Annotated in this window: 9 protein-coding genes and 1 pseudogene; 7 read left to right on the forward strand and 3 right to left on the reverse strand. The window is 64.0% G+C overall.

Annotated elements, in window-relative coordinates:
- Positions 1 to 158: 158 nt before the first annotated feature.
- The 3 genes from ACVOMF_RS13805 to ACVOMF_RS13815 are packed head-to-tail and all read left to right on the forward strand — an operon-like array spanning position 159 to position 2,620.
- Positions 159 to 1,499 (forward strand): histidine kinase, encoded by a 1,341-nt coding sequence (locus tag ACVOMF_RS13805; protein ID WP_481509809.1) that lies wholly within the window; start codon positions 159 to 161, stop codon positions 1,497 to 1,499.
- Complete coding sequence (locus ACVOMF_RS13810) at positions 1,489 to 2,262, forward strand: LytR/AlgR family response regulator transcription factor (protein WP_481509810.1); 774 nt, start codon at positions 1,489 to 1,491, stop codon at positions 2,260 to 2,262. Before ACVOMF_RS13805 ends, ACVOMF_RS13810 begins: the two co-directional genes overlap by 11 nt.
- 28 nt (positions 2,263 to 2,290) lie before the next feature.
- Positions 2,291 to 2,620 carry a hypothetical protein gene (locus ACVOMF_RS13815; protein ID WP_481509811.1) on the forward strand — a complete coding sequence of 110 codons (330 nt, stop codon included), beginning with the start codon at positions 2,291 to 2,293 and terminating at the stop codon, positions 2,618 to 2,620.
- Positions 2,621 to 2,667: 47 nt separating this feature from the next.
- Here the strand turns inward: ACVOMF_RS13815 and ACVOMF_RS13820 are convergent, their stop codons facing one another.
- Positions 2,668 to 3,270, reverse strand: a complete 603-nt coding sequence (locus ACVOMF_RS13820) for a hypothetical protein (RefSeq protein ID WP_481509812.1) — start codon at positions 3,268 to 3,270, stop codon at positions 2,668 to 2,670.
- Positions 3,271 to 3,601: 331 nt separating this feature from the next.
- On the opposite strand from ACVOMF_RS13820, the pseudogene ACVOMF_RS13825 reads away from it, so the two are divergent.
- Positions 3,602 to 4,529 (forward strand): annotated as a pseudogene (locus ACVOMF_RS13825) (oxygenase MpaB family protein).
- A gap of 308 nt (positions 4,530 to 4,837) precedes the next feature.
- On the opposite strand, the gene ACVOMF_RS13830 reads toward ACVOMF_RS13825, so the two are convergent.
- Positions 4,838 to 6,943 carry a M13 family metallopeptidase gene (locus ACVOMF_RS13830; RefSeq protein WP_481509813.1) on the reverse strand — a complete coding sequence of 702 codons (2,106 nt, stop codon included), beginning with the start codon at positions 6,941 to 6,943 and terminating at the stop codon, positions 4,838 to 4,840.
- A 354-nt stretch (positions 6,944 to 7,297) separates the two neighbouring features.
- Here ACVOMF_RS13830 and ACVOMF_RS13835 point away from each other — a divergent pair, with 354 nt between their 5' ends.
- Entirely contained in the window at positions 7,298 to 10,210 is a 2,913-nt protein-coding gene (locus ACVOMF_RS13835) for a bifunctional diguanylate cyclase/phosphodiesterase (protein ID WP_481509831.1), read from the forward strand.
- Here ACVOMF_RS13835 and ACVOMF_RS13840 read toward each other — a convergent pair.
- Positions 10,202 to 11,101, reverse strand: coding sequence for a LysR family transcriptional regulator (locus ACVOMF_RS13840; protein WP_481509814.1), 900 nt, complete (start codon positions 11,099 to 11,101; stop codon positions 10,202 to 10,204). The genes ACVOMF_RS13835 and ACVOMF_RS13840 overlap by 9 nt on opposite strands.
- A gap of 98 nt (positions 11,102 to 11,199) precedes the next feature.
- Between ACVOMF_RS13840 and ACVOMF_RS13845 the strand changes: the two genes are divergently transcribed.
- Together ACVOMF_RS13845 and ACVOMF_RS13850 are read left to right on the forward strand one after the other, a co-directional pair.
- Positions 11,200 to 11,997, forward strand: a complete 798-nt coding sequence (locus tag ACVOMF_RS13845) for a DODA-type extradiol aromatic ring-opening family dioxygenase (protein WP_481509815.1) — start codon at positions 11,200 to 11,202, stop codon at positions 11,995 to 11,997.
- A gap of 190 nt (positions 11,998 to 12,187) precedes the next feature.
- Positions 12,188 to 13,834, forward strand: a complete 1,647-nt coding sequence (locus ACVOMF_RS13850; protein ID WP_481509816.1) for a Na+/H+ antiporter — start codon at positions 12,188 to 12,190, stop codon at positions 13,832 to 13,834.
- Positions 13,835 to 13,925 lie beyond the last annotated feature (91 nt).

A 13,925-nucleotide genomic window follows, 5' to 3' on the forward strand; every position in this document is an offset into this window, starting at 1 on the left:
CGCGCGGCGGGGCGCCGGCCCCCCCACTACAGTTCCAGCCGGTTTTACCATCCCCGCCAATCCGGGTTTGATCGCCCTTTTCCGGGTTTCGTCGCAGGCCGCTTGCAGCCGCTTCGGTGGCGCCTATGCTCGACCTCAATTCCTACGGTGACTGTCCCATGTTCGCCAGCCTCTTCCTCGGTTTCCGCATCCTCGCCGCCTGGGCGCTGACGATCCTCGTCGCCGCGTTCCTGTGGAGTGGCCTGTTCAGCGGCATGGACCAGTCACCGGGCTGGATCTTCGGCCTCGCCGCGATGGCCCTGGCGGTGTTCGCGCTGACCGCCGTGGTTGGCCATATCCGCCGCGTCACTCTGATTGCTGATCGCCTCGACGCACAGTCGCTGGCCAATCGGCACCGGCGCCAGGTCGAACTGCCGCTGGACGCGCCCACCGCATTCGCGCTGCTGGAGCAGGTCATCGGACAGATGCCGCGTATCGAGCGCCTGGAACGCTCGATTGGTACCTTGCAACTGCGCGCTACCCAGCGTCGCGCCGATCCCTATGGCGAGCGGCCGCCCTCACGCTGGAACCCGATGGCGCGGCTGGCGATCAAGCACAACCAGATCACCGCCCGCGTGATTCCCGGTGCGGATACCAGCAGCGTCACCCTGTTCTTTGAACCCGACGCCGGCGCCTGGGTCGACCTGTGGTTGCTCGATGAAGGCAGCAATTACGAGAACGCCGAAGCAATCACCCATGCCTTGAGCGGCAAAGTCGCCCAACAGCGCCGCGAAGAGCGCGCGCAGGCCGCACGCACCGAGGCCGAGAAGGAGCTCAGTGTCGCCCGCCTCAACCTGCTGCATGCGCAGGTGGAACCGCACTTTCTCTACAACACGCTGGCCAACGCACAGGTGCTGACCCGTAGCGACCCCGCCCGTGCCGAGCAGATGCTGGGGCACCTGATCCAATACCTGCGCAGCTCCTTGCCGGGCATCGACCAGTCGGTGTCCACGCTCGGACAGGAACTGGAGCGGGTGAAGGCCTATCTGGAGATCCTGCAGATCCGCATGGGCTCGCGGCTGACGTTGCAGATCGATGTACCCGAACACCTGCACAGCATCAGCCTGCCGTCGATGTCGTTGCAGACCCTGGTCGAGAACGCGATCAAGCATGGCCTGGAGCCCAAGAGCGGCGGCGGCACGGTGTGGATACTGGCGCGCGAGCTGGATGGCCAGTTGACGATCACCGTCGCCGACGACGGCCAGGGCATCAGCACTGACAACAGCGGCACCGGCATCGGCTTGAAGAACCTGCGCGAGCGCCTGCGCCTGAGTTGCGGCGAGCAGGCCACGCTTGCGCTGGTTTCCAACTTCCCCAGCGGCATGGCTGCCACCATCAGCCTGCCCAAGCAGCTTGCCTCGCCACCGCCGGTCGTCGCTGCCGCAGCGACAATCGCGCCGGTGAACACCGCACCGATACAGGCCGCAGTGAACATACCGGAGCTGCCCCGTGCATCTTGAAGCCCTCATTGCCGAAGACGAGCCGCTGCTGCGTCAGGCGCTGGTGGCCCAGTTGCAGCGCTTGTGGCCAGAGCTGGACATCGTGGCCGAATGCGAAGACGGTGCCGCTGCACTGGAAGCGCTGGAAACGCACAAGCCCGACTTGGCCTTCCTCGACATCCGCATGCCCGGCATCACCGGGCTGGATGTGGCCCGCGCGCTGCAGCGGCTGAGCCCGCAGACCGAGGTGGTGTTCGTTACCGCCTACGATCAGTACGCGATCAGCGCATTCGAACAAGGCGCGGTGGACTACCTGCTCAAGCCGGTCAGCGATGAGCGGCTGGTGGCAACCCGTCAGCGTGTGCTGGCGCGCAGGCAGAGTGGCAACACCGACCCGAGCGTGCTGGAGCGGCTGTTGCAGCAGCTGGCAAGGCAACCCGCCGCGCCATTGGCCGCACCGCCACTGGCCTGGATCACCGCCAGCAATGGCCGCGAAACCCGCCTGGTGATGCTGGACGAAGTGCTGTATTTCCGCGCCGACAGCAAGTACACGGTGGTGGTCACCGCCGAGGAAGAACTGCTGCTGCGCAGCTCGCTGCGCGAACTGACGGCTGCCCTTGACGCCAACAGCTTCCGCCAGATCCACCGCGCCACCATCGTCAACATGAAGGCGGTGGCGGCGGTGAGCCGCGATGACAGTGGCCGCGGCGTATTACGGCTGAAACAGCGCAGTGAAACGCTGATGGTCAGCCAACCCTTCATGAGTCTGTTCCGCGGCATGTGATGCCGCCCCCGCTTGCCGGAGTATTGCCATGCATTACCTGACAGTTTTGATCGGCAGCCTGCTGTCGATGCTGGGCATCCATGAAACTCCCGGGCAAACCTCGGTCACCCGCATCAGCGGTGAACAGAGCCTGCTCAGCCGCACCACCGTGAAGAACGGCGTCAGCCGTTTCCAGTGCCTGCAGAGTGACAGTGGTCGCTGCAATTATCTGCTGTACCGCGAGCATTGCAGTGGTGCAGCCGATGCACAGCTGTGCCGGCGTGAAAGCCTGGGCGAATTTGTCGTCGTGGTTGGCACCACCCGCCAGCTGAGTGGCTTGCCCAAAGGGTATTCCCAGCAGGTAACCCTGCAGAAATAAAATCGCCGCGACGAGCGCGGCGATGGGTTTCAAAGAGTGCGATTGGCTCAGAACGCGGGTTGCAACCGCAATCCATCATCACCGATGTGATTGAGCTTGCCGACCAGTTCCGAATGCTGCCGCATGCGTCCGAGTTCACGCATGATGCGCACGTCCTCATGACGCAGCTCACGGCTGCTGGTGACGGCCTGCTTGTAATCCAGAACCTCCGGATAATGCTTGGCCATTTCCAGCGCTTCGGCCACTTCATCCACGCTGTCGGCATCGGAGCTGATGCGGGCGCGGCTGTTGAAGGCCTTCATCCAGCGCTCGAAGCCGGCGGTATGGTCGAACATGTTGGCCATGAACCAGATCACGAACAGGATCGATACCCAGGAGCCGAACACGATCACCACGCGGGTGAAGGTGATATGGAAGTCGTCGCGCCACAGGTAATTGGTGATCAAGCCAAGAATCAGCAGTGACGATGCCTGCCACAGCACGATCGAGGCCATCAACCATTGGCACTTGGCCTTGGCCAGCACCGACACTTCCTCACGTATCTGCTGATCGCTCAGGTTTTTCCAATGATCGACCTGTTTCTCGAACGGGCTGTTGTACAGCTCGTTGTCTTGCAGCAGCAATCCCAAACCTTTGAACAGTGCGATCATGTTGAGCTCCTTGCAGATACTTGCTGGAACGAGCGACGGATGCAGGTTGGTGCGGTCAGGCAGGCTCAGTTCTAGCACTTTCGTCGCGCTTGGCAATGGGGGCGGTGCGAAGAACCGACCAGCGGTGCTTGCCATGACACCATGACAGAGCGGAATTTTTGCGGTGCGTCATCGTCCAGGCCGAAGGACGTTTCAGTTCTTGTCGAATTCTCTGCTGCACTCGCACATGGGGCGTCTGTCGCTGGCACCGGGGCTTGACGGCGGCTGTACGGTTGCCGGATCGGCTGCTCAGGCAAGCCAGCTGCGCAGCCGGACCGGTACGATAGGCACCATGTCATCCCTGTTCAGCCCCGTCTCTGCCGCCGCCACCGCCCATATCCGTCGCTGGGTGCTGGATGCCTTTCCACGTAACCAGAATGGCGTTGAATACGACACGCCGCTGGCTGACCCAGGCTGGTTCGGGCCGGGCAGCGTCACTTGGCGTATCCATTCCGAGTTCCCCGGCATGCTGGCCGGCGGTCTGTGTGCGCTGATGCTGCAGTTGCTGCACCCGCGTGCATTGGCTGGCGTCTACGACCACTCCAATTTCCGTGAAGACCTGGTCGGGAGGCTGCGCCGCACCACCAGCTTTGTCGCCGGTACCAGCTATGCGCCTGCAGCCGAGGTCGAGAAGCTGATCAGCAAGGTTCGGGGTATTCATGCGCGGGTGGTGGGCACGCTGCCCGATGGCCGCACGTATGCAGCAGATGATCCGCAATTGCTGATCTGGGTGCATGTCACCGAAGCGTATGGCTTTCTGGAAGGCTGCCGGCGCTATTGCCGCGAGGTACCGACTGCCATCGCTGATCGTTATTACGACGAGTATCGACGCGTGGCCGAGGCCTTGGGCGCACGTGATGTGCCGGCCAGTGAAGCGCAGGTGCGTGAGTACTTCCAGGCAGCAGCAGTCGCAGCTGAGCATGGATGAGCGTTCACGCGAGGTCTTGGAGGTGCTCAGCGATGTGCGTCTGCCGGTGCCATTGCCGGGCGTGTCGCGCGATGTGTTTCTTGCCGCCGGTGCGGCCTTGTTGCCGGAGTGGGCGGTGCAACTGCTCGGCCGTAGTCGTGGTCAGCAGTTGCAATCGGTGGTGGCCGCGCGCGTGCTGCGCAGCGTGGCACCCTTGTTCCGGATCGCCTTGAACGACGGCATTTCGACCCGCGCCTGCAAGCGGGTAGGGCAGGACCCGTCGGTGCTCTCGGCGTGGCCCGAGCTGGCGTAGTGCCGAGCCATGCTCGGCAGGGGCGTTACCAGCGAAGGGCGCCCCTCACCCCAACCCCCGCTCCGCGCCCCGGCCCTTGCGCTGGCGCAAGGGCGTTCGACGGGCAGCGAACCTGTGGTTCGCAACCTGCCCATCTCACCCCGCGCGCGGGAGAGGGGCTAGCACTGTAGTGCATGAGCCATGCTCGGCAGGGGCTTTATCGGGAATGCCTCTTGCCGAGCATGGCTCGGCACTACCGCCAGCAGAACAGCAACCCCTCCCCAACCCTCCCCTTGGCCTTCGACCAAAGGGAGGGAGCGCATGGCCAATTACCAGACCTTGACCCGCTTCTCAGGCGCCAGATACAGCTTCTGGCCTTCCTTGACCTCGAACGCCGGATACCACGCATCCACGTTGCGCACGGTCAATGCACGGAACTGGCCCGGCGCATGCACATTGGTCAGCAGTGAATTACGCAGCGCCTGCTCACGCGCCTTGCTGCGCCAGGCCTGGGCGAAACCAAGGAAGAAGCGCTGGTCCGGGGTGAAGCCCTCCAGCGTCTGCTCCTGCTTGCCCTGCAGTGACAGGCGATAGGCGTCGTATGCAGTGCCGAGGCCGGCAACGTCGGCGATGTTCTCGCCCAGCGTCAGACGACCGTTGACGTGCACGCCCGGGAACGGCTCGTAGCTGTCGAACTGCATGGCCAGCGCATCACCGGCAGCGTTGAACTTCTTCAGGTCCTCCGCCGTCCACCAGTTGTGCAGCTTGCCGGTTTCGTCGAACAGCGCGCCGGCATTGTCGAAGCCGTGACTGATTTCATGGCCGATCACTGCACCGATGGCGCCGTAGTTGATCGCATCATCAGCTGCACCGTCGAAGAACGGCGGCTGCAGGATGGCTGCCGGGAACACCAGACGGTTCTCCAACGGCACGTTCATCGCGTTGATGGTCTGCGGCAGCATTGCCCATTCGCTGTGATCGACCGGCTTGCCGAGCTTGGCGATGTTGCGCTGGTATTCGAACAGCGAGGCGCGCTGGGCGTTGCCCAGTGCATCGTCCGCCTTCACCTCGAGTGCGCTGTAGTCGCGCCACTTGCTCGGGTAGCCCATGTCCACCTTGAGCCCGGCAACCTTGGCCTTGGCGTGTGCCTTGGTTTCCGGCGACATCCATTCCAGCGCGTCGATGCGCTTGGCGAAGGCGGCGATGATGTTCCTGGCCATTTCATCGGCGCGGGCCTTGGTGTTGGCATCGAAGTGGCGCTCGACGTAGATCTTGCCAACCGCCTCGCCAACCGCGCTGTTGGTCTCGGCCACCGCACGCTTCCAGCGGTCGCTCTGCTGTGGGGTGCCGCTCATCGCGGTGCCGTGGAAGGCGAAGTGGGCATCGGCGAAGGCCTTGGGCAGATAGGCTGCGGCCTCATCAAGCGCGTGGAACGCCATGTAGTCCTTCCACACCTCCAGCGGCTCGCTGGCGACCAGCTTGGACAGACCTGCTACGGCCTTCGGCTGCCAGACGATGAAGTCCTGCTGCGCTCCCAGGTTGGCACCTTCCAGGAAGGCCTTCCAATCCATGCCCGGTGCCTTGCCGGTCAGGTCGGCCTGCTTCCAGGCGTTTGCGCCCTTCTGCACGTCGTTGGTTTCTTCCTGGGTGGCGTGGGCGCGGGCAATCTTGGTTTCCAGCGCGACGATGCGCGCCGCCTTGGCGGCCGCGTCCTTGTCGCCGGACAACTCCAGCAGCTTGGCTACATAGCCTTCATAGGCCTTGCGCAGCTCGGCCATGCGGCCGTCCTGCAGGTAGAAGTCGCGGTCGGGCATGCCCAGGCCGCCCTGCACCAGGTAGGGCGCGTTGCGATCGGGCTGCAGCAGATCCACCGACACCCACACGCCGAACAGGTGCGGCGTATAGAAGTTGGTGGCGTTCAGCAGGTCCACGTCGGCACGCATGCTCGCGCCCAAGGCCTTGGCCAGGGCAGGCTTGTCGGAGATGCCGGCAATGGCCTGCAGGGCGGGCTGCACTGGCGCGGTGCCGCGCGCTTCGATGCCGGCTTCGTCCATGAATGCGGCGTAATAGTCACCAATCTTGCGGACTTCGCCGGGATTGGCCTTGCCGGCCTCTTCCATGATGGCGCGGGTGTCGGCCAATGTTTTCTCTGCGATCACATTGAAGCTGCCATAACTGGAGCGATCGGCCGGTATCTCGGTGCGCTGCACCCATTGCCCATTGGCGAAATCGTAGAAGTTGTCGCCGGCGGCGACGCTGCGGTCCATGCCGTCGGCATCAAAGCCAAAGCTGCCCAGCTGCGGTTTGGCTGCGCTGCTGGTGGGTGCAGGTGTCGCGCTGGTATCGGGTGCGGGCGCGCTGGCGTCCTTTGCGCAACCGCTGAGGGCAAGTGCGGTGCCGATTGCCAGTACCAGGAAGGAACGTTGCAAAGCCATGACGGTATCCGGAGGATGTGTATGACAAGTCTAGACCTCGAACCCCGTTCACAAAGATATTGATTCTGGCACTTGACGGATGTGCACAAGTGCGGGGAATGCGAGAAAATTGGTCACGCACTCTTCACGCCGACGGTGATTGTGCTGCATGCTTGAGCGAACGCGCTGCAGGTGGTGTCTGGGGAGACATCCGCAGGGTGGAGTATGTGGTGTTCGCATGCGACCGTTGCAGGTCCCCACCTGCCGGTTCCTAGTTGTAGTGATGCCAGGACCAACATACGCAATGCCAGCTTTCCGCCTACTGATACGTTGGACTCACCGGTGACTCGGACGCCGGCTCATCCATTGCGGGTCATGATCATTGCCGGCGTGGCGGTGGGTTTGCTGTTGGCAGGCGGCATGATCAGCATGCTGTGGAACGACCGCAACAGCCGGCTTGAAGCAGCGCAGCGGCAGTCGGCGGCGCTGGCCAGCGGCAGCAGCCGTCTTTTGCGCGCGCAGCTGGTCACCTGGGAACGCGCGTTGCGCGGCACCGCCAGCGATACCCGGGAGTTCTATCGACAGGTGCCTGATCAGGCGCCTGCTTTGTTTGAGGCCAGCCTGCGCGGTGTGCTGGAGCGTAACCAGGACCTTGCGTCCATCACCTTGGTGGATGATCGCGGTGTGCCACTGTCGGCAGGAACGGGCGATCTCACCTTGCAGAGTTGGGTGGTTCCGGAAAATCGCCTGCTCAGCGGCGGCCTCTATATCGGTGCGCTGGAGGAGACCGCCGACAAGCATTGGTTGCTGCGTGCAGCCTTGCAGGTGCAGCCGGGCCAGTGGCTGTTGACGCGGGTGCGGCTGGGGGCCTTCCAGGAGGTTGTCAGCGGCCTGGATCTGGGCCGCGATGGCACCGCTTCCATTGGCAACCGTTATGGGCAGTTGTTGGCCCATAGCCGTGATCCAGGCCAGTTGGTTGGCAATCCATTGGCACGGCCAATGAAAATCCTGCCGCCATCGCCGACGGTGTTGAAACGCGGTGTAGTGACCAGTCCTTTTGACGGCCAGCGTCGCATCGCGGCGGTCAGCGTGCCAACCGATTTCCCCTTGAGTCTGTACGCCTCACTGTCCTACCGCGAGGTGATGGCGGGCTGGTATCTGCTGCTGTATGCATCCATCGGCATCTATCTGCTGTATTTGGCCGGCTTTGCTTACCTGCTGTATCGGGTTGACCGCAGTACCCGCCATCAGCAGCAGCTCAGTGAAGAGCTGCAGGCTGGCAATGCCGAGCTGGCGTTGGCCCACGAAGTTGGCAAGGTCGGCACCTGGTCCATCCATGGTGAAAGACCGATTGTGTATTGGTCGGCGCTGACCCAGCAGATGCTGGCGGTAGCTGGGCGCAACACCTCGCTGGAGGGGTTCCTGGCACGGGTGCATGAAGAAGACCGCGCCTGGTTGAAGGATATGCTGGTGCGCGCGCTTGCTGGCAAGGGTGCATTGAATGCGATGTTCCGCCTGCGTAGCGGCGATGGTTCATTGCGCTGGCTGTCCGCGCGCGGTGAGCTGGTCAATGATGCAGGGGACAGCAAGCGCCTGGCCGGCGCGGTGGTCGACATAAGTGAGCGGGTCAACACCGAGGCGCGCGCGCAGGAGGCGCAGCGCCAGTTCCGGCTGGTGTTCGACCGCAACCCTGCGCCGTTCTGGATCTTCGATCTGATTACCTTGCGTTTCCTGGAAGTGAACCAGGCCGCGATCGATCAATACGGCTATAGCCGCGACGAGTTCCTCGCGATGTCGATCCTGGACATCCGCCCGGCAGCGGAATGGGATGAGGTCCGGCAGACCGCAGGCCGTGCCTTGAATGGTGACCTGCTGGGGCTGCAGGTCAGCACACACCTGCGCAAGGATGGCAGCGCATTCCACGTGCAGGGGCACTTCGCCAAGCTGGAATTTGCCGGCCGTAATGCCTGCCTGGTGCTGGCTGAAGATGTCAGCCAGCGCCTGCGCTACGAGAACGAGCTGGCCTACCGCGCCAGTCACCATGCCGGCACCGGCCTGCTGACCGTGCGTGCGCTGTCCGAGCGGCTGGATGCCGGCAGCCGTGGCTACACCATCGCCCATGTGCAGCTACGTGGCCTGCAGATGATCACCGATACCCTCGGTCGCGATGCTGGTGAAGAGGCACTGCGCGCAGTGTCGGTGCGTCTGGGTGGCCTGGCCGCCCGCTATGGCCTGCTGGCCCACCAGCCGGCTGAGGACTTCGTGCTGGCGATAGAGGGCGAGGGCGATCCGCAGATGGCGCTCAATGCCTTGCTGGCGGCGGTAGCCGAGCCTATCCGTGGCCGCGATACCTATCACCAGCTGGAAGCACGCATAGGTGTGGCCAGCTGCCCGCAGGACGGCGAACTGGCCGAACAGGTGCTGGGCCGCGCTGCGCAGGCAGCGCATGCCGCGCGGGAGACCGGTGTGGCGTTGTTGCACTTCCACAGTGGTATGGCGGCGCACTACACCGAGCGGCTGCAGTTGGCTGGGCGCATCCACATGGCCATTGACCGCGGTGAATTCCTGCTGCATTTCCAGCCCATCATGGATGCCTCCGAAGGCAGCCCGGTGGCGTTGGAAGCCCTGCTGCGCTGGCCGCAGGCTGATGGCAGCTTCATCGCGCCGGCTGACTTCATCCAGCTGTGCGAAGACACCGGTCTGATCATCGCGCTCGGCCGCTGGGTGATCCACGCCGCCGCACGCGCGCAGAAACAATTGTCGGCCGCTGGCTGGGAGCACCTGCCGATCGCGGTGAACGTCTCGGCGGTACAGCTGTTCAACAGCGATCTGGTCGGCGAGTTCAGCCGTGCGATGCAGGACCACGGCCTCGCCCGCGGTGCGTTGCAGATGGAGCTCACCGAGAGCGTGTTGATGCGTAATCCGACCCAGGCGCTGCAGACCCTGGGCCACCTGCATGCCAATGGCGTTGGCGTGGCGCTGGATGATTTCGGCACCGGCTTCTCCAGCATGTCCTACCTGCAGCACCTGCCGCTGGATTCGCTGAAGATCGACCGTGGCTTTGTCAGCGACGTTGAAACCAATCCGCGCAACGCCGCCATCTGTCGCGCGCTGCTGTCGCTGGGCCATAGCATGGGCTTGTCGGTGATTGCCGAGGGTGTGGAGACCGAGGGCCAGCGGCGCTGGCTGGCCGCGCATGGCTGCGACCAGGTGCAGGGTTACCTGCTGGGCCGGCCGATGCCGCTGCAGCAGGTGCTGGCGATGCTGGCAGACAGCCGCTCAAGCTGAGCGGTCGGCGTCCTCGTCCAGGCATTCGACCAGGTAGTCGATGAAGCTGCGCACCTTGGGTGCCAGGTGGCTGCGGCTGGTGTAGACCGCATAGATGCTGGCGGGCATTTCCCATTGCGTCAGCACCGGCACCAGACGGCCGTCAGCCAGCGCCTGGTCGACGATGAAATCCGGCTGGGCGATGATGCCCATGCCGGCGATGGCAGCTTCGCGCAGCACATCGCCATTGTTGGCGCGCATGTGGGGCTGTAGCGGGACGCTGACCTCGCCCTGCGGCCCGGTCAACTGCCAGGCATCGTTTGCGGTGGAGTAGGTGTAGTACAGGCACTGGTGCCCCGCCAGATCCTCCGGGGTGAGCGGCGTACCGTATCGGGCCAGATACGACGGTGCCGCGCACAGATGGATGCGGACCCGCGCCAGATGCCGTGCGATCAGGTTTGGCGCTGGCTGGCGGGTGATGCGGATGGCAAGGTCATAACCTTCCTCGACCATGTCGACCAGGCGGTCGGACAACTGCAGGTCAAGCTCCACCTGTGGATAGCGCGCGCTGTAAGCAGGCAGCAATGCGCCCAGCCGGGCGATGCCGTAACTGACCGGCGCATTGATCCGCAGCCGCCCGGACGGCTGCAGCGCCTGGGCGCCGACCGAGGCCTCCAGCTCGTCGAACTCGGCCAGCAGCTGCACGCAGCGCTGGTAGTAGGCCGCACCGGTGCTGGTCGGGCTGACCCTGCGCGTGGTGCGGTTGAGCAGGCGGGTGGACAGGCGCTTCTCCAGCGCGGCGATCTGACGGGTGACTGCGGCGGTCGAAATGTCCAGGGCATCAGCGGCGGCGCTGAAGCCATTGCGCTCGACCACCGCGACAAACACCCGCATGGCATCGATGGTGTCCATTGTTCCCGTTTCCGCAATAAAACGTTGCTGGTGAGATTATTTGTTGCCGGAGCTCCGGGCAATAACCTGCACGCTCCAAATCCTTCAGGGAGCCCACGATGCGCAGTTCGCTGCCTTCCCTTTACATCTCGCATGGTTCACCGATGACCGCCCTGGAGCCGGGGTTGGTGGGGCCGCGCCTGGCTGAGCTGGCTGCCGGGATGCAGCGGCCGCGCGCCATCGTCATGGCCTCGGCGCATTGGCTGGGGCATGCGCCACAGGTCTCGGCCGCGGCCCAGCCGGAGACCATCCATGATTTTGGTGGTTTCCCCGAGGCGCTGTACAAGCTGCAGTACCCGGCACCCGGTGCACCGGCGCTGGCCCAGGACGTGGCCCAGCGGCTGGCCGAAGCCGGCCTGCAGCCGGGCATCGACCCGCAGCGCGGGCTCGATCATGGCGCCTGGGTACCGCTGCGTTACCTGTATCCGGAGGCCGACATCCCGGTGCTGCAGGTGTCGATCCAACCGGGGCTCGGCCCGAAGCATCAGTTCGCGATGGGGCGCGCATTGGCACCGCTACGCGAGCAGGGCGTGCTGCTGATCGGCTCGGGCAGCATTACCCACAACCTGCATGACTGGCGCAACTACCAGGAGGGCAAGGAGGCGCCGTATGTGCGCCCGTTCATCCACTGGGTGGAGCAGAAGCTGGAGGCCAACGACCTGCCGGCCATGTTCGACTACCGCCAGCAGGCGCCATTCGCGAGCCAGGCGCACCCTACCGATGAGCATCTGTTGCCGTTGTATTTTGCGATGGGCGCAGCCGGCAGCGACCAGCTTGGCGCACGGCGGATCGATGCCGGCATCGACATGGGATTCCTGGCGATGGACATCTACCGCTTCGATGGCGAGGCGCAATGAGCTTGGCAGGTGAGCGCTTGGCGTGCAGCGATGCACGCCAAGCCGGCTCGCCCGGCGTGATGCGATTGCGAGCGATCATGGCGCACATCGACGACAGCACCGCCTGATTGCTGTGGTAATTTCCCGGTATTCATCCGCCACTGCCAGTGTCGGCAGCCTGCTGTCGTGGTAGTGAATCCGTGGAACGGGCATGCACACGATTGAAGTAGTTCTGGCAATGCTGGTGGCGGTTGTCGCCAGTGGCTATCTGGTAAGAATCCTCCCCTTCTCATTGCCGTTGCCCTTGGTGCAGATCGGCTTGGGTGCGCTGATTGCAGGCGTGTTCAATCGCGGCCATGCGCTTGAGCCGGACATGTTCTTCCTGCTGTTCCTGCCGCCGCTGCTGTTCCTGGATGGTTGGCGCATTCCCAAACAGGGCCTTTTCCGCGACAAGGGCGCGATCCTGGAGCTGGCGTTCGGGTTGGTGGTGTTCACCGTGCTTGGTGCCGGCCTGCTGATCCACTGGATGATTCCATCGATGCCGCTGGCGGTGGCGTTCGCACTGGCGGCCATCATCTCGCCGACCGATCCGGTGGCGGTCAGCGCGATTGCCTCACGCGTGCCGATTCCCAAGCGACTGATGCACATCCTGGAAGGCGAGTCGCTGTTGAACGACGCCTCCGGCCTGGTCTGCTTCCGCTTTGCGGTGGCGGCGGTTATGACTGGATCGTTCTCGCTGGCACAGGCGTCACTGACCTTCCTGTGGGTGGCCTTCGCCGGCCTGGCAATTGGCGTGGCGGTGACCTGGAGCGTGTCCACCTTCCAGCGCTGGTTGTGGCGCAGCTTCGGTGAGGAGCCGGGCGCGGCGCTGCTGGTCAACCTTCTTATTCCGTTCGCCGCCTACCTGCTGGCAGAAGAGCTGCATGCATCGGGCATCCTCGCCGCAGTCGCCGCCGGCGTGACCATGAGCTACGTGGAGCTGACCGGCCGCATCAGCGGCAGCATGCGCGTGCAGCGCAACGCGGTGTGGAACATGGTGCAGTTCAGCTTCAACGGCATCATCTTCGTGCTGCTGGGCGAGCAACTGCCGGGCATTGTCGAGCGCGCGATCGAGACCATGTCGGTGACTGGCCATCACAGCGCGTGGTGGCTGCTGGTCTATGTGCTGGCGATCAATGCCGTGCTGGTGGTGCTGCGACTGGTCTGGGTATGGCTGTCGCTGCGCTGGAACCTGCTGCGGGCGCGGATGCGTGGCGAGAAAGAAACCACCAGTACCTCGTGGCGGGTGGTGCTGGCGATGTCGGTGGCCGGCGTGCGCGGCGCGATCACCTTGGCTGGCGTGTTGACCCTGCCGTTGATGATTCCCGGTGGCGAGCCATTCCCGGCACGTGATCTGGTGATCTTCCTGGCGGCGGCGGTGATCCTGGTGTCGCTGGTCGGCGCCAGCTTGATGCTGCCGCGCCTGCTCAAGGGCTTGGAGCTGCCCAAGGACGACGATAGCCGGCGCGAGGAGGATCTGGCCCGCAGGGTATCGTCCAAGGCGGCTCTGGCAGCGGTAGAGAAGGCGCGACAGGCCTTGGTCGAAGGCCAATCCACCAGTTCCGTGCAGCTGCTCAACGACGCCGCGGCGCGGGTGAGCCTGCTGTACCAACGCAATCTGGAGAAGGGCCAAGGCCCGGATGAAGACCCGGAGAAAGTGCGGCGCATGGAGCAGGCCTATCGCAGCCTGCGTAGCGCCGGCTTGAATGCCGAGCGCGAGGAGCTGTTCCGGCTGACCCGGCGCGGACAGGTATCGGATGAGATCGCGCGCAAGCTGATCCGCAATCTGGATCTGCTGGAGACCAGGCAGAGGGATTGAGGGTGGTTGTTTTTGGTTCGCTTGTTAGAAGCTTCCCCTCACCCCAACCCCTCTCCCGTGAACGGGAGAGGGGCTGAAGCTGGATCGCTTG

Source organism: Stenotrophomonas sp. STEN022, assembly GCF_056760155.1.